The sequence below is a fragment of the endosymbiont of Riftia pachyptila (vent Ph05) genome, from assembly GCF_000224455.1.
GTDB classification, from domain to species: Bacteria; Pseudomonadota; Gammaproteobacteria; order Chromatiales; family Chromatiaceae; genus Endoriftia; species Endoriftia persephonae.
Genome location: NZ_AFOC01000015.1, coordinates 13,798 through 28,941, shown reverse-complemented (window position 1 = coordinate 28,941; position 15,144 = coordinate 13,798). Strand labels below are relative to the sequence as shown.

The following is a 15,144-nucleotide window of genomic DNA, read 5'->3' as shown; positions in this document are numbered from 1 at the left end:
AGTTATTCAGAAGGAGCCGAGGTTTATGGATATTAGGGTCACAGTCCATCCTCATCAGACCTTTATCTCTAAGTGTGATCCGTTCAACGGGTTGGCGCAGGAGATTCTGGAGTTCTTGGAGGCCGGAGCCAGTGTGTTGGCATTCAAGCGCGGCCAGCTGGTCTATGACAGTGGGTCGACTTCAGCCGGATTTTATCTGGTGATGTCGGGCCAGGTGAAACAGAGCATTTTTTCTGCGGATGGCGCTGAGCGGGTGATTCGTATCATCTCGCGGGGGGGGGCTTTCGGTGCGTCGACACTCTTTACGGAGCAGCCGGCACGTGTCACTACCTATGCCATGTTAGATGGTGAGGCGTTGGTGTTGCGGCGGGCGTTGATACGAGAGGCGGTGCAAACCTGGCCTGAGTTTGCCGACAGAATGCTGCGTCATATGAGCGTTAAGTTGTATGGATTGGTTGGGGATCTGGAGACCTGCTGCCTCAAGTCCGCCACGCAGCGGGTCGCGAGTTATCTCGCCGGGATAGCGGCCGACAAATCGCCTCACGAACTGGTCATCGAGGTGACCCTTCCTGCCCCCAAGTCGGTTGTCGCCTCGACACTCGATCTGACGCCGGAGACTTTTTCTCGTGAACTGCATCGGCTCTCCGCTAACGGACTGATCCAGGTCAGCCGTAATCGGGTTGCAATCCATGACCTGGATCGATTGCGCTGCCTCGATTGTCGAGGGTGACTATCTCATAGGCAGGGCCAGTGGCTGGCGTAGGTGTTATTCTGAGCTGGCGAAATTGAGTGAGGCCTGATCTTTGAAACGGTCGCTTTTGCTGCGTCTCGGGATTGCAATGGCAACCATCTTTGCCCTTGCAGTCATAGGTATGCTCAGCTCGGTGTTCATCGCTGACACCAGTGAGGGATTTGCCGCGGCGATCAATCAGGCTGGCACCCTGCGCATGCAGTCCTACCGCATTGCCAGCAGTATGGCGAACGGCATTCCTGGTGATATGCCAAGGAGTGGCGAGGTGACCCGCAAGCTGGTTGCAGAGTTCGAGCGCCGCCTATTCAGCCCGCGTATCCATACCGTATTGACTAAAGGTCCTAGTGAGTCTGTGACCCAGGCCTACAACAGGGTGGAGAAGCGGTGGCAGTGGGAGATCCACCCCAACCTCAAGGTCTATCTTGAGCTGACCTCTGCGCCATTTGACGAGCGGGGCATCGCGCAGCAGATTGCCCAGCAACGTCACTACTATCTCTCCCATGTCGATAGTTTTGTTGACAATATCCACCATTTTGTCGAGGCGCTTGAGCTTGATGCCGAGGCGCAGAATCGTCAGCTCAGGCTGATCCAGCTGGTCGCTCTGATGCTGACCCTATTTGTGGCGCTAGTCAGTATCTATCTCACCAAACGTACCGTGCTCAATCCGCTCAAAGATCTATTGGTCTGTGCCCGGGCGGCGCGACGTGGAGATTTCTCAGTGCGCAGTCATCATTCGAGTGAGGATGAGTTGGGGCAACTGGGAGATGCCTTCAATGTGATGGCGGCGGATCTCTCGAAGCTCTATGAAGGACTTGAGGCGCGGGTCAGGGAGAAGACCCTCAATCTGGAGCGAAGCAATCCGCTCGCTGGAGCTGCTCTATATCACCGCCAAGCGCTTCAGCGACTCCTCCCTGAGCGACGAGGTGCTGAAGGCTCTGATCCACGATATCGAACAGGCGATGGGGGTGCGCAGTGGAACCATCTGCCTGGGGCAGGTGGGGGACAGGCAGGCCTTCCGCCTCGCCTCCACCAGTCCGGTCGATATCGAGCGGCAGATATCGGGAGGAGGGGACTGTTCGCGCTGTCTCGGTAACGGCGAAACCCATACTTTTAAAGTAGATTGTGAGGGGGGCGAGTGCGTCAACGTCTTCTCCACGGCGATCCGCGATCAGCAGCAGCAGTATGGGGTGCTGCTGGTGGAGTTTAATGTTGAGCAAGAGCTGGAGGAGTGGCAGCAACGGCTGTTGGAGACGGTCGCCAGCCATATCGCGATGGCGATCAATTTGTCGCAGCGGGTCTCGCAAAACCGTATGCTGTCGCTGCTGGAGGAGCGCAGCGTGATCGCCCGCGAATTGCATGACTCTCTGGCTCAATCGCTCTCCTATCTAAAGATCCAGGTGAGTCGGCTGGAGAAGGCGGTCTCGGAAGAGCAGGCGAAGGATGATCTGCTGTTGATCTCCGGTGTGTTGCGCTCCGCACTGAATGGCGCCTATCGCCAGCTGCGGGAGCTGCTGACCACCTTCCGTCTGCGGATGAGCGAGGCGGGGCTTGGGGCGGCTTTGGATGAGACAGTGCGCGAGTATCGTGAGAGGGGCGGCCTGGAGATTGAACTGATTGATCGCATCGCCAACTGCCGCTTCAGTCCGAATGCCGAGATCCATGTCATCCAGATCATCCGCGAGGCGTTGTCGAATGTGATCCGCCATGCCAATGCCACCCGTGCGCTGGTCAAGATCGAATGTGATATGGACGGCATTGTCACCATCCTGGTGGAGGATGACGGCGTCGGCATCGGCATTGATGAAGAGGGCGACATGATGCAGCACTATGGCCTGCCGATTATGCAGGAGCGTGCCAACTGGCTGGGGGCCGAGCTGATGATTAACGAGCCGGAGAGCGGCGGTACCCGCGTCCTGCTGAGCTTCTCCATCGCCGACAGTGACCATACGCTCTCCCACGAAAACCTAATCCAGAAAATAAGCTATGAATGAGCAGCAGACCTACTCCGTTCTCGCCATTGACGACCATCCACTGTTTCGCAAGGGGGTGGCAGATCTCATCGACATGGAGGCGTCGCTACAACTCATTGGTGAGGCTGCTAACGGCGAGAATGGACTGCGCCTAGCAGTTGAACTGAACCCCGATCTGATCCTGCTGGATATCAATATGAAGGGGATGAACGGGATCGAGACCCTCAAGGCGATCAAGCAGATGGAACTCGACTCACGCATCCTGATGTTGAGCGTGTCGGACAACGAAGAGGATGTGGTGGCCGCGCTACGACTTGGCGCCGATGGCTATTTGCTCAAGGACATGGAGCCGGAGGATATTCTCGAGTGTTTGCGCAGTGCGGTGCAGGGCAAGGTGGTGATCAGTGATCGCCTGACACAATTGCTGGCGCGAGCCCTGCGGGAGGAGGCGGAAGCCCCTAAGGCCCTGGCCGAGGTAGAACTGACCGCACGGGAGCAGGAGATTCTAGGGCTGATCTCCTGCGGCATGAGCAATCGCTTGATCTCCAAGGAGTTGGATATTAAAGAGGGAACGGTCAAGGTGCATGTCAAACATCTGCTGAAAAAGCTCAACCTCCATTCCCGGGTGGAGGCTGCAGTGTGGGCGCTGAAAAATCTGGAAAAGTAATTCAATCCGGATGGCATGATTGGGCGTGAGACTAAAAAATTGTGGTAAACCTCAATAATTGAATCGTTCCAGTGAGAAGTGGCTGTTCTGAATGGATCGTTCAATAAAATGATATATAAAAAGGACGGATATACCAAAAAATAGGTAATTGATATCAAAAACTGGGTATTTGCGCGCTACCAAATAATGGGCATCTCATTGATTGTTAAGTAAATTATTTATTTTTTATGAATGCATTATTGATTGATATCAAAGCTGCGCGTACTCATTAGTGACAGGATTTCCCTAATCCGTTGGGGGTATCTTTTGTGACAACATCAATCAACAGGATACAGCTGCTTCGAGGCGATCTTCGGGGCTCTCGTCAAATTGTTCGGCCACCCTGGGCGCCGGATGAGTTTCGCTTTGTTGATGCATGCGAACGCTGCGATGCGTGCATCGCAGCCTGTTCCGAAACCATTCTCAAGCGCGGCCAGGGCGGTTTTCCAGAAGTTGATTTCAGTCAGGGCGGCTGCACCTTTTGTGGCGATTGTGTGAAGGCCTGCACCCATGGGGTGCTGGCCTTTTTTGATGATCTCGAGCAGGCACCCTGGAACCTCATCGCGCAGATCCAGGACAACTGTCTTTCACTCAACGGGGTTGTCTGCCGCAGCTGTGGGGAGGCCTGCGATGACTCGGTGATCCGCTTCAAGCTGGAGATTGGTGGCAAGGCGCGCCCGCTGTTGGACGAAACTGAATGCACTGGCTGTGGCGAGTGCATCGCCATCTGCCCCACTCAATCCATTCAAATCCATAGGCTGCCGGAGACGGCGGTGACAGAAGCACAAGCATCCGTGGGAGGAGCTAAACAAGCATGAATATCTGTAGTCTGGTAGTCCATACCAAGCCGGAGAATGGAGCTGTTGTCTCTCAGCGATTGGCGGAGATGACAGGTGTCGAGGTCCACGGAGGTGAGGATGTCGGCAAGCTGATCGTGACGGTTGAGGATGAGGGGGAAGAGCTCTCACCTGTCTCCGACACGATGAACGCGCTTAGAGATGTAGAAGGGGTCGTTAGCACAGTTTTGATTTATCACTATGGTGGTGAAGAATCAATGGAGGAGATGAAACGTGAAATTAACTAGACGTGATTTTATTAAGAGCAATGCAGTCGCTGCAGCGGCTTCGGTGGCAGGTGTAACCCTGCCGGCGATTAAAACCGCTACGGCAGCCGAAGGTGATGATGGTATCCGTTGGGATAAAGCAGCCTGCCGCTACTGCGGTACCGGTTGTAGCGTTCTCATGGGTGTCAAAGACGGCAAGGTTGTGGCCAGTCAGGGTGACCCTGATGCGCCAGTCAACAAAGGCCTGAACTGCATCAAGGGTTATTTCCTGCCGAAGATTCTCTACGGAAAAGATCGCCTGACCACGCCGATGCTGCGCAAGAAAAACGGCAAGTACGATAAGAACGGCAAGTTCGAGGCGGTTTCCTGGGACGAGGCGTTCAAGACGATGGCCGAGAAGTGGGTGGCAGCCCGTAAGGCTAAGGGTCCGAAGGGTGTCGGTATGTTTGGCTCCGGACAGTGGACCGTTTGGGAAGGCTATGCCGCATCCAAGCTTATCAAGGCGGGCTTTCGTTCCAACAGCCTCGATCCCAATGCTCGCCACTGATGGCGTCTGCTGTAGGTGCTTTCATGCGCGGGTTCGGCATTGACGAGCCCATGGGCTGCTATGACGATCTGGAACACGCCGATGTATTCGTGCTCTGGGGTGCCAACATGGCAGAGATGCACCCGATCCTCTGGTCACGTCTTACCGACACGCGTCTGACCAAGCCGGGCTGTGAAGTGCATGTGCTCTCCACCTATAAGCATCGCTGCTTTGAGCTGGCTGATAATGGCATGGTGTTTACACCACAGACCGATCTGGCGATCGCCAACTACATCGCCAACTACATCATCCAGAACAAGGCCTATAACAAGGACTTCATTGGTAAACATGTCAACTTCAATATCACGACGACTGATATTGGTTATGGCCTGCGTCCCAGTGATCCCAGGCAGAAGGCGGCCAAGAACCCCAATAAGGGCAAGTTCAATAAGGTCAGCTTCGAAGAGTATGCAAAGGCTGTTTCGGAATACACCCTTGAAAAAGCCAGCAAGATGTCCGGCGTGCCGAAGAAGAACCTGGAACGTCTGGCCAAAGCCTATGCCGATCCCAACAAGAAGGTCTCTTCTTACTGGACCATGGGTATGAACCAGCACACACGTGGTGTGTGGATGAATGGCCTGGTCTACAACATCCATCTGCTGATGGGCAAGATCTCCGAGCCTGGCAATAGCCCCTTCTCACTGACCGGTCAGCCTTCTGCTTGTGGCACCGCCCGCGAGGTAGGCACCTTCACCCATCGTCTGCCGGCTGACCTCGTCGTCAAGAAGGACGCACATTGCAAATTCGCCGAGAAGATATGGAAGTTGCCGGAAGGCACTATTCCCCGTGCCAAGGATCCGGTCATGGGCAAGACTTTGATTCATGCGGTTGCCATGCATCGTGCGCTCAAAGACGGCAAGATGAACTGCTTCTGGGTGATGTGTAACAACAACATGCAAGCCGCTGCCAACATGAACGATGAGTCCTATCCTGGTTGGCGCAGACCCGAAAATTTCATCACCGTTTCTGATCCCTATCCGACGGTATCGGCCCAGGCTGCTGACCTGATCCTGCCGACCGCCATGTGGATTGAGAAGGAGGGCGCCTACGGTAACGCCGAACGTCGCACTCAGTTCTGGCGCCAGCAGGTTGCTGCTCCTGGCGAGTCCAAATCTGACCTGTGGCAGCTCATGGAATTCTCCAAGTATGTCAAAGTGGAAGATGTATGGCCGGAGGATCTTATCGCCAAGAAACCAGAATATGCCGGCAAGAGGCTTTACGACGTTCTCTACACCAATGGTCAAGTCGACAAGTTCCCGAAACAGAAGGTGACCGACTCTGATGGCAACGAGTATGCCAACGATGAGATGGACCACTTCGGTTTTTACGCACAGAAGGGTCTGTTCGAAGAGTACCGGCTGTTCAACTCCGCGCCCAACATTCTCAAGAAGGGCCATGAGATGGCCGAGTTTGATGCCTATCATAAAGCACGCGGTATCCGTTGGCCGGTAGTTAACGGCAAGGAGACACTGTGGCGTTTCCGCGAAGGTTACGATCCGCATGTGGCCAAAGGCAGCGGTGTACAGTTCTACGGCAGGAAGGACAAGAAGGCGAACATCATCTTCGGTCCCTACGAGCCAGCGGCAGAGAGTCCAGACAAGGAATACAATCTGTGGCTCTGCACCGGTCGTGTTCTGGAACACTGGCACTCAGGTTCCATGACCCGGCGTGTGCCCGAGCTCTATCGTGCCGTACCGGATGCCGTGGTTTTCATGAGCAAGAAGGACGCCAAGAAGCGCAAACTGCGTAATGGGCAAATGGCCAAGATCACTTCGCGTCGTGGCGAGATTGTCTGCCGGGTGGATACCAAAGGGCGCAACAAGGTGCCGGATGGGTTGGTCTTCATCCCCTGGTTCGACGCCGGTCGTCTGGTCAACAAACTGACCCTCGATGCCACTGATCCGCTCTCGAAAGAGACGGATTACAAGAAGTGTGCGGTGAAGATCAGTAAGGCCTAGGCGGACAGGATCCGGTCTGGTTCGCCAGACCGGAGATCGTCATAACTGAAAAAACGCGTAATCGATAGCAACCCAACAAGTCAGTAATGTCAGATACAGACAAAAAACATGAGATGAACCGACGGCAGTTCCTGGGCAACATGCTCAAGACAGCCTGTGGGGTCGGATTGGTCGGCATGGGTCTGGGGATCTACTCCAATAGAGCCTCAGCCCTGCCTGCCCACTATATCCGGCCACCGGGTGCGCTGCCGGAAGAGGACTTTCTGGGTGCCTGTATCCGTTGCGGGTTGTGCGTACGGGACTGTCCGTACGACATCCTGTTCCTTGGTGAGGTTGGTGACGACGTGGCAACGGGGACTCCTTATTTCGTAGCCCGCACCGGGCCTTGCGAGATGTGTGAGGACATCCCCTGTATCGTCGCCTGTCCGACCAATGCCTTGGATCATGGTCTCACCAATATCGAGGACTCCCGTATGGGGCTTGCGGTGGTGGTGGATCAGGAGACCTGCATTGCCTTTCACGGTCTTCGCTGTGAGGTCTGTTTCAATGTCTGCCCAATTCGGGGTAAAGCCATAACGCTGAATATGCAGCACAACGTCAGGTCAGGAAAGCACGCGCTGTTCATACCAGTGGTGCACTCCGACGCCTGTACCGGCTGCGGTCTCTGCGAACGGGCCTGCATTCTGGATGAGGCGGCAATCAAGGTGTTTCCGACCGATCTAGCGAAGGGCGAACTGGGTAAACATTACCGGCTTGGCTGGAAGGAGAAAGAGAAAGCGGGTGAGGCCTTGGTCACGCCGGACGTAGAGCATCAGTACAACCTCCCCGAGGGGGTACGCTACGACCTGCAGGGCGAAGGGCTGATCATCGAAGAGAAACCGGAGGAGACGCCGTTCTCTTCCAATCCTCTGGACACACTCAATAGCGGTTTTATGGATGACAAGTAATGGTTGATCTGACGACATTAGGTGACGATTCCATTGCGGCCAAGGGTTGGATCAAGGCCCATAAATGGCTGATCCTGCGCCGTTTGAGTCAACTGGGGATACTCGCCCTGTTCCTCGCCGGCCCCATCTTCGGGGTGTGGATTGTGAAAGGTAATCTGGCCTCAAGTCTGACGCTGGACATATTGCCACTGACCGATCCGCATGTGCTGCTGCAAGCGGTACTTTCCGGTGTGGTACCCGAGACTGCCGCCATCATAGGTGTGGTGCTCGTGCTGCTCTTCTACTTCGTAGTTGGCGGACGGGTCTACTGTTCCTGGGTTTGCCCGGTGAATATGATCACCGATCTGGCTAGCTGGCTGCGTCGAAAACTGGGTATCAGGACGACCTCTCAGATCTCCCGTAATGCCCGTTACTGGATGCTTGCCTTGACTCTGATTCTGCCGTTGGTGGTATCCGGGGGCATCGTCTGGGAACTGATCAACCCGGTCTCCATGATGTTTCGAGGTATCGTCTTCGGAATGGGGGCGGCCTGGATGGTGATATTGGGGGTCTTTCTCTTTGATTTGCTGGTGGCCAAGGAAGGGTGGTGTGGGCGTCTCTGTCCGGTCGGTGCTTTCTACAATTTGATTGGAAAGCGAAGCCTGTTGCGGGTCAACGCCAGCAACAGGGCGGAGTGCAATGACTGCATGGAATGTTTCGTTGTCTGCCCCGAACCGCAGGTGATCAAACCGGCATTGAAAGGGGCAAGCAAGGGCATAAGCCCGGTGATCCTCTTTTCCGATTGCACCAATTGTGGACGTTGTATCGATATTTGCGCGAAAGATGTTTTTAGTTATGGCGGTCGTTCTGTCTCCGAGGTCAAAAGGTTGAACCCCGAGGTGATTGAGAAACAGGGGGCCCGTGCCTGATGGGTCTGCTTATGAATTCGCAACTCACATATAGAGTGATGATGGAGAATGAAATGAAGAAAACTATTCTGGTCATGATGGTGGCACTGCTGACTCTGTTCTTTACAGCATCAGCCATGTCGGAAGTAATGTCTCTGCGTGGTAATGACGATCTTGAGGCAATGGCCGTAACGCCCGCGAAGAAGAAGGTTCAGTCTGTCAAGGGAGGTATTGCCCGCAGCTATAAACAGCAGCCGCCGATGGTCCCGCACAAGATTGACAAATATAAGATCAATCTGAAGAACAATGGCTGCCTGAAGTGCCATAGTGAGAAAACCTATAAGAAAGAGAAGGCGCCAAAAGTGGGTGACAGCCATTATGTGACCCGTGATGGCAAGACCTTGAGCACAATCTCTAGTCGTCGCTACTTCTGCAACCAATGCCATGCCCCACAGGTGGGTGCAGAGCCTTTGGTACAGAATATGTTCGAGGGTGCGAAGTAAGGTATATTTCCGCAGTTGATGCGTTCCCATCCGACGGATGGGAACGCATTTTTTCTATCGCTTTTTACAGAAATCCAGGTAATAAAACATGAGTAATGGCAAGAAAATGGGGGGGTTCACCCTGATTCTGATTGGAATCGTAGCGGGTGTTGTTCTCTGGGGTGGTTTTAATACTGCTATGGAGGCGACAAATACTGAAGAATTCTGCATCTCTTGCCATGAGATGGAACAGGCTGTTTACCAGGAATTGCAAGAGACCATTCACTTCAGCAATCGTACCGGTGTGCGCGCTACCTGCCCGGACTGTCATGTGCCTAAGGAGTGGATCCATAAAGTTATCCGCAAGATCAAGGCCAGTAATGAGCTCTATCACAAGATGCTGGGTACCATTGATACAGTGGAGAAGTTTGAAGAGAAGCGTCTAGAATTGGCTAAGAATGTCTGGCGCACCATGAAGGAGACCGACTCCCGTGAGTGTCGCAACTGCCACAATTTCGACTCCATGGACTTTGATCGCCAGGAGGAGCGTAGTGCTAGTCGGCACGACGAAGCGATTGAGGCAGGGTACACTTGTATTGACTGCCACAAGGGTATTGCCCATTCTCTGCCGGAAGGTTACGACCCAGCCGAGGATCTGCCGGGTGGGGAAGAATAGACGGAGAGCATAAGAAGAGAGGCCGCCACTTGGCGGCCTTCTTTTTTTGGCACCTTTTTTGCCTTTTTATTGCCAATACAGAAGTAATGTAGGGCAATCTCCAGTAATCAAAGGCGTTTACAGAACCTGCTGACAGCTTGGTGGTGATGTGGATTGAACGAACTGTTCACATCTGTTCAATGACCAGTGGCATTCTGCAGGAATTGTTCAGAAAGGATGATTGCTTTAAAAATTATTGACTTATAGAGACAACATTTGACCCTGAACAAGTTGCTCGCAGGTCGCTTCAGGTAGAAAATGAATAAATAATCATTCCAACAAGAGACGCACCGATGCCCATGCTAAGAGACCCGTTTGGACGAAACATCGAGTACCTCCGTCTTTCGGTTACCGATCGGTGCGACTTTCGTTGTTTCTACTGTCTGCCCAAGGGCTTCAAGGATTTCACCCCACCCAATACTTGGCTGACGCTGGATGAGATTGAGCGCCTGATTCGGGTCTTTTCCGAGATGGGCGTCAGCAAGGTGCGATTGACCGGCGGTGAGCCACTGGTGCGCAAAGACCTGCCAGAGCTGGTGCAGCGTTTGGGTGCGTTGCCACAGATCGAAGATCTCTCCCTCAGCACCAACGCTTCCCAGTTGGAAAAGTATGCTGACTCGCTCAAACAGAGCGGGGTCAGCCGGATCAACGTGAGTCTCGACTCTCTCGATCGGGAGCTTTTTCGGCACATCACCCAAGGGGATCTGGATAAGGTTCTGGCTGGCTTGAAGGCTGCCAAGCGGGCCGGCATGAATCCAATCAAGATTAACATGGTGGTGATGAAGGGAGTGAACGACCATGAGATAGGTGACATGGTCGACTTCTGTTTGCAACACGATTTCACTCTGCGCTTTATCGAGACCATGCCGGTGGGTGAGACCGGTAAAAACGCCACTGATCGATACGTCGATCTGCGCGAGGTCCGTAAAGAGCTGGAGCGGCGTTTCGTGCTGGAGCCGGCCGCCATGCGCGGTGCCGGGCCCGCTTCCTACGTCAGGGTCGCCGATACCGATCTGCGTATCGGTTTCATCACTCCGATGTCCCAGCATTTCTGTGAGACCTGCAATCGGGTGCGTCTCTCTATAGAAGGTACGCTCTATCTCTGCCTGGGCAAACATGACAACGCTGAACTGCGTCCGCTGTTGCGGCAGGGGATTAGCGATGAGGGTCTGAAGGAGGCGATCTTCGAGGCGATCTCACGCAAGCCGGAGCGGCATGAGTTCAATGAAAATCCGGGGGAGGTTATGCGGGTAATGTCCCTCACCGGCGGCTGAATCGGAAGCCGCCAGCGAGGCAGGAGTTGCTTAGAGACGGATGCCAGTGGGAGCAGTGGTTTTCCCCGAATTTTTCACTGTTCCGTTGTGAGCGATGTCCTTAATCTCGAAACTGCGGTCCGCTTGGCTCGATGTCTGCCAGACAAGTGTTGCCGAAAAAGCAACGGCAAATGCGAGCAGATATTTCATATAACCCTCCGGAAAGCCTTTTTGGCGTTTTATTCGGTTCTTTTCGACCGATGCTTTTTATGCGCATATCCTGCGCAACCGGAATATACGATAAATCGTTCCTAAATTCCACCCCTTGTTCCTAAGTATTTTGTGACCAGATTCCGGAAAATGAACTCGCTGTGCGAGTTTAATCCAGGATGATGTAAATCTTGCCTGCCTCCTCCTTGACCGGATAGGTCGCAATCGGGTCAGTTGCGGGCTCCTCCATCGGTTCTCCTGTTTTCAGGCTGAAGCGGCTGCCATGCAGCGAGCATTTAATCATGTCTTCCTGGATACACCCCAGATAGAGTGGGACCTCTTCGTGGCTGCAGAGATCATCCACTGCATAGTGGGTTCCGGCCAGATTCGCTATCAAGTAGCGCATGCCATCAATCTCCACCCGTTTCATCTTGCCTGGGGCAATCTCACCCAGATCGGCAACAAGGATCTTGTTGGACATCGCGATCATCTCAAACGGTTCAAAGTATTGCCGGAGTCGAGCACCGTGCGCAGTCGATTGGCTGCCGCTTCAAGGCTGGTCTCCCGGCCGGTATGCCAGAGAATCAGACTGCCGGCATAGAGCAGTGAGTCATAGGTCGGCCCAGGCTCACCCTTGAGTGCCGCAATGCCGGCTTTGGCGGCTGCCGCTGCGGTGGCCTTGACATCCACCATAATCGCTACCTCATCACCACGGCGCGGCTGTTTGGGGAGATCCTCGGGCAGGGGGACGGCACGAACCTCCTGATGTATCCCGAGTGCATGCGGATTGATCTCCTGGGAGACCTCTTCACCAAAATTATCGTAACGAAAAACCATGCCCTGCTGCCGCAAGGAGGGGATCACGCCGCCTTCGGTGCCGCGCACCAGCAGGGCGCCCTGAAAGCCGGCATGACGTGCCAGAGTGGCGTATTTGGGAGGGTAGGGCTTGTGTACATAGCCGGTGACAAGGTGGGTCTTTTTCTGCCCGGAGATCGGTTTGGCAATCACTTCGACGGTGGTCAACACTTGGCGTTTGATGATGCGCTGACGCAGCGGAATCAGGTCGTGGAGTTCGGGGCAGAAGCTGCTCTGATCAAGGTAGGCCCAGCCGACCGCGGGGTCAGCGAGGCGTTCAGCCGCTTGTTCAACAGTGAGATCCACACTCATTCCTGCCGCCTGAAGCACATGTCGATGGGTGACGCCATATTTCGGTCCGACCTTGTCGAGTCCGTGGCTGATGGCGGGCAGACCACACTCTGCAAGCAGCATTGGTAGAAAGGGTGCGACCAGCAGATTGCGGTTGAAGCCGTCGTAGGGATCAGCGATGGAGATCACTTCATCGACCTCGGCAGTAACCGATTGGCTTGTCTGCAGGATTGCATCCAGGATGCCGAGATTCTCCTCATTGGTCTCCCGCTTCATGCGTAGTGCGATGAGAAAAATGGCGGCCTGCACATCGTCCACATGGCCCTTGAGGATCGCCTGCATGCCCAGCCTCGCCTCCTCTTGGGAGATATCCTTGCTGAGCTCAGGGCCAGTGGCAATTCGCTGGATAATTGAGTGCATAACTGCACGGGAGGTGGCGATATCGGTCATCGTTCAGGTCATCCAAGCTGGAAAAAGAAGGGGTGGAGTATAAAAAGTTGACTAAAGTTGTCAAGAATTCTGCGGATCATTGAAGAGTTGCAGCAGTGGTGCGTAGCTATCGATGCGTCGGTCCCGCAAAAAGGGCCAGATACGACGTACTTTCTCGCTGTGCTGCAGGTCGATCTTCGCGAGCACAACCTGGGTTTCATTCTGCTTGGCCTGGGCTAGCATTTCACCCTGAGGGCCACAGATAAATGAGCCTCCCCAGAACTGAATGCCAGAGGTAACGCCGCTGGGATCGGTTTCAAACCCGGTGCGGTTGCAGGCAACCAGGGGCAGTCCGTTGGCGATAGCGTGACCACGCTGCACCGTCTGCCAGGCATCGAACTGGCGCTGCTGCTCGGCTGCGCCATCGCCCGGATCCCAGCCAATCGCGGTGGGATAGAGCAGGATCTCTGCACCGGATAGTGCCATCAGGCGTGCTGCCTCCGGGAACCACTGATCCCAGCAGATTAGCACTCCGAGCCTGCCGATGCTGGTCTGGATGGGGCTGAAGGGGCCATCGCCCGGTGCGAAGTAGAACTTCTCGTAGAAGCCAGGGTCGTCCGGGATATGTTTTTTTCGGTAGATCCCCGCCAGCGTGCCGTCACTCTCCAGGACCACTGCGGTATTGTGATAGAGGCCGGCAGCCCGTCGCTCGAACAGTGAGGCGACGATCACCACCTCCAGCTCTGCAGCCAGTACGGCGAGCTGCTCGGTCGTGGGGCCGGGCACTGGTTCCGCCAGGTCGAACAGCTCCGGGTCTTCGTGTTGGCAGAAGTAACGGCTGTTGTGCAACTCTTGGAGCAGGATCAGCCGGGCACCCCTGCCACAGGCTTCACGGACTCCCTGGATGCAGTTCTCTAGATTCTGTTCACGACTGCCGTAATCTTTCTGTTGAACCAGGCCAATGCTTAATGATTTCTGAAGCATGATGTTTACTCTGGGGCAGCGGGAGCAACCGCAGCGGGTAGTTGCATGGTGGCGCAGTGCAGGCTGCCGTTTTGCCGGATCAACGTGCGGCAGTCGACCCCCACTACTTTCCGGTCGGGAAAGCAGCACGCTAGCTGCTGCATTGCCAGGCTGTCCGCTGCAACCTTATAGATGGGTAGCAGGACGGCGCCGTTGAGCAGCAGGAAGTTGGCGTAGCTGGCGGGTAGACGCCGGCCGCTTTGTGGGTCGTAGACTGGCCCAGGGTGTGGCAGAGGGATCAACTCGTAGGGGGCGCCGTCTAGTTGGCGCAAATTATGAAGTTCCGCCTCCATCGCCTGCAGTGCTAGGAAATCCGGGTCGTTCGGATCCAAGCACTGTTGGTAGCAGATCCGGTCTGGAGTGCAGAAACGTGCCAGGGTGTCGATGTGACCATCGGTGTCGTCGCCGCTCAGCCCACCCTGTTCGAGCCAGAGAAATCGGCGGGCCCCCAGGCTGCGGCGCAGCTGCTCCTCGATCGCCTGTTTGGAACGCCCTGGATTGCGCGCCGGGTCGAGCAGGGTTCGCTCTACCATCATCAGGGTGCCCTGGCCATCGCACTCGATGGCGCCGCCTTCGAGTGTTAGGCTGCTCGACTGCATGGGCAGTCCAGCGAACAGGCCTTGTGTTGCGAGGTTTTGGTTACAGGCATCGTCCAGCTCGGCTGCAAATTTGCCGCCCCAGGCGTTGAAGTGGAAATCGAGCAGCAACGATTGATCGTTGTGCAGGATGGTGATCGGCCCATAGTCCCGTACCCAGGTGTCGTTGGTCTTGGTGATCACCAGGCTGGCATGGGTCAGATCGACCCCCTGTGCGTTCAGCCGTCGTTGAATCTGCTGTCGGTGCGATTGGTCAAAACAGACCAGTATCACCGGCTGAAAACGCAGGATGGTGGCGACGATCTCTGTGTAGGCTGCATCAGCCTCTTGCAGAATGTCAGACCAGTCGCTGGCGGTGTGGGGCCAAGTTAGGAGCGTAGCGGACTGTGGTTCCCACTCCGCGGGCAATCGGCGCATAGGGT

The 15,144-nt window shown here is 55.0% G+C and carries 15 protein-coding genes and 2 pseudogenes; 12 read left to right on the top strand and 5 right to left on the bottom strand.

The features are described 5' to 3' along the window. Positions 1-25 precede the first annotated feature (25 nt). From RIFP1SYM_RS03875 to moaA, 12 genes and pseudogenes are all read left to right on the top strand, one after another. Entirely contained in the window at positions 26-730 is a 705-nt protein-coding gene (locus RIFP1SYM_RS03875; RefSeq protein ID WP_139042056.1) for a Crp/Fnr family transcriptional regulator, read from the top strand. Between the two features lie 109 nt (positions 731-839). After that, positions 840-1,535 (top strand): annotated as a pseudogene (locus RIFP1SYM_RS17845) (type IV pili methyl-accepting chemotaxis transducer N-terminal domain-containing protein); the annotation flags it as partial. Between the two features lie 139 nt (positions 1,536-1,674). Continuing rightward, a complete protein-coding gene (locus RIFP1SYM_RS16255; protein WP_240992009.1) occupies positions 1,675-2,742 on the top strand; it encodes a histidine kinase in 1,068 nt (355 codons plus the stop codon). Beyond that, a complete protein-coding gene (narL, locus tag RIFP1SYM_RS03865) occupies positions 2,735-3,388 on the top strand; it encodes a two-component system response regulator NarL (RefSeq protein WP_005959814.1) in 654 nt (217 codons plus the stop codon). Before RIFP1SYM_RS16255 ends, narL begins: the two co-directional genes overlap by 8 nt. A gap of 308 nt (positions 3,389-3,696) precedes the next feature. Next, positions 3,697-4,245 (top strand): ferredoxin-type protein NapF, encoded by a 549-nt coding sequence (gene napF, locus RIFP1SYM_RS03860; protein ID WP_138921830.1) that lies wholly within the window; start codon positions 3,697-3,699, stop codon positions 4,243-4,245. Continuing rightward, complete coding sequence (locus tag RIFP1SYM_RS03855) at positions 4,242-4,511, top strand: chaperone NapD (protein ID WP_005959812.1); 270 nt, start codon at positions 4,242-4,244, stop codon at positions 4,509-4,511. Before napF ends, RIFP1SYM_RS03855 begins: the two co-directional genes overlap by 4 nt. Then, positions 4,498-7,034, top strand: a pseudogene (napA, locus tag RIFP1SYM_RS03850) (nitrate reductase catalytic subunit NapA). The gene RIFP1SYM_RS03855 and the pseudogene napA overlap by 14 nt, the downstream one beginning before the upstream one ends. An 86-nt stretch (positions 7,035-7,120) precedes the next feature. Next, complete coding sequence (napG, locus tag RIFP1SYM_RS03845) at positions 7,121-7,981, top strand: ferredoxin-type protein NapG (protein ID WP_005959809.1); 861 nt, start codon at positions 7,121-7,123, stop codon at positions 7,979-7,981. Beyond that, a complete protein-coding gene (gene napH, locus RIFP1SYM_RS03840; protein ID WP_005959808.1) occupies positions 7,981-8,889 on the top strand; it encodes a quinol dehydrogenase ferredoxin subunit NapH in 909 nt (302 codons plus the stop codon). Before napG ends, napH begins: the two co-directional genes overlap by 1 nt. A gap of 53 nt (positions 8,890-8,942) precedes the next feature. Beyond that, entirely contained in the window at positions 8,943-9,371 is a 429-nt protein-coding gene (locus tag RIFP1SYM_RS03835) for a nitrate reductase cytochrome c-type subunit (protein ID WP_006474728.1), read from the top strand. Between the two features lie 88 nt (positions 9,372-9,459). Further along, positions 9,460-10,026, top strand: a complete 567-nt coding sequence (locus RIFP1SYM_RS03830) for a NapC/NirT family cytochrome c (RefSeq protein WP_005959806.1) — start codon at positions 9,460-9,462, stop codon at positions 10,024-10,026. Positions 10,027-10,358: 332 nt separating this feature from the next. Continuing rightward, positions 10,359-11,339: a GTP 3',8-cyclase MoaA gene (gene moaA, locus RIFP1SYM_RS03825; protein WP_005959805.1), complete on the top strand. Its 981-nt coding sequence runs from the start codon at positions 10,359-10,361 to the stop codon at positions 11,337-11,339. Positions 11,340-11,369: 30 nt separating this feature from the next. On the opposite strand, the gene RIFP1SYM_RS17840 is transcribed toward moaA, so the two are convergent. The 5 genes from RIFP1SYM_RS17840 to RIFP1SYM_RS03805 form a co-directional block, all read right to left on the bottom strand. After that, on the bottom strand, positions 11,370-11,528 hold the full coding sequence (locus tag RIFP1SYM_RS17840; RefSeq protein WP_006474725.1) for a hypothetical protein: 159 nt from the start codon (positions 11,526-11,528) through the stop codon (positions 11,370-11,372). A 169-nt stretch (positions 11,529-11,697) separates the two neighbouring features. After that, entirely contained in the window at positions 11,698-12,009 is a 312-nt protein-coding gene (locus RIFP1SYM_RS03820; RefSeq protein ID WP_006474724.1) for a non-heme iron oxygenase ferredoxin subunit, read from the bottom strand. 5 nt (positions 12,010-12,014) lie between these two features. Further along, the gene (locus tag RIFP1SYM_RS03815) at positions 12,015-13,124 is read right to left on the bottom strand and encodes an anthranilate phosphoribosyltransferase (RefSeq protein WP_005959803.1); all 1,110 of its coding nucleotides are present in this window, start codon (positions 13,122-13,124) and stop codon (positions 12,015-12,017) included. A 60-nt stretch (positions 13,125-13,184) separates the two neighbouring features. Next, a complete protein-coding gene (locus RIFP1SYM_RS03810) occupies positions 13,185-14,087 on the bottom strand; it encodes a carbon-nitrogen hydrolase (protein ID WP_005959802.1) in 903 nt (300 codons plus the stop codon). A gap of 5 nt (positions 14,088-14,092) precedes the next feature. Next, positions 14,093-15,139, bottom strand: coding sequence for an agmatine deiminase family protein (locus RIFP1SYM_RS03805; protein ID WP_005959801.1), 1,047 nt, complete (start codon positions 15,137-15,139; stop codon positions 14,093-14,095). Between the last annotated feature and the right edge of the window lie 5 nt (positions 15,140-15,144).

Coding starts and splice junctions, on each gene's coding strand:
- RIFP1SYM_RS03875 (WP_139042056.1), top strand. CDS start 26: ATGGATATTAGGGTCACAGTCCATCCTCATCAGACCTTTATCTCTAAG.
- narL (WP_005959814.1), top strand. CDS start 2,735: ATGAATGAGCAGCAGACCTACTCCGTTCTCGCCATTGACGACCATCCA.
- RIFP1SYM_RS03855 (WP_005959812.1), top strand. CDS start 4,242: ATGAATATCTGTAGTCTGGTAGTCCATACCAAGCCGGAGAATGGAGCT.
- napG (WP_005959809.1), top strand. CDS start 7,121: ATGTCAGATACAGACAAAAAACATGAGATGAACCGACGGCAGTTCCTG.
- napH (WP_005959808.1), top strand. CDS start 7,981: ATGGTTGATCTGACGACATTAGGTGACGATTCCATTGCGGCCAAGGGT.
- RIFP1SYM_RS03835 (WP_006474728.1), top strand. CDS start 8,943: ATGAAGAAAACTATTCTGGTCATGATGGTGGCACTGCTGACTCTGTTC.
- RIFP1SYM_RS03830 (WP_005959806.1), top strand. CDS start 9,460: ATGAGTAATGGCAAGAAAATGGGGGGGTTCACCCTGATTCTGATTGGA.
- moaA (WP_005959805.1), top strand. CDS start 10,359: ATGCCCATGCTAAGAGACCCGTTTGGACGAAACATCGAGTACCTCCGT.
- RIFP1SYM_RS17840 (WP_006474725.1), bottom strand. CDS start 11,528: ATGAAATATCTGCTCGCATTTGCCGTTGCTTTTTCGGCAACACTTGTC.
- RIFP1SYM_RS03820 (WP_006474724.1), bottom strand. CDS start 12,009: ATGTCCAACAAGATCCTTGTTGCCGATCTGGGTGAGATTGCCCCAGGC.
- RIFP1SYM_RS03815 (WP_005959803.1), bottom strand. CDS start 13,124: ATGACCGATATCGCCACCTCCCGTGCAGTTATGCACTCAATTATCCAG.
- RIFP1SYM_RS03810 (WP_005959802.1), bottom strand. CDS start 14,087: ATGCTTCAGAAATCATTAAGCATTGGCCTGGTTCAACAGAAAGATTAC.
- RIFP1SYM_RS03805 (WP_005959801.1), bottom strand. CDS start 15,139: ATGCGCCGATTGCCCGCGGAGTGGGAACCACAGTCCGCTACGCTCCTA.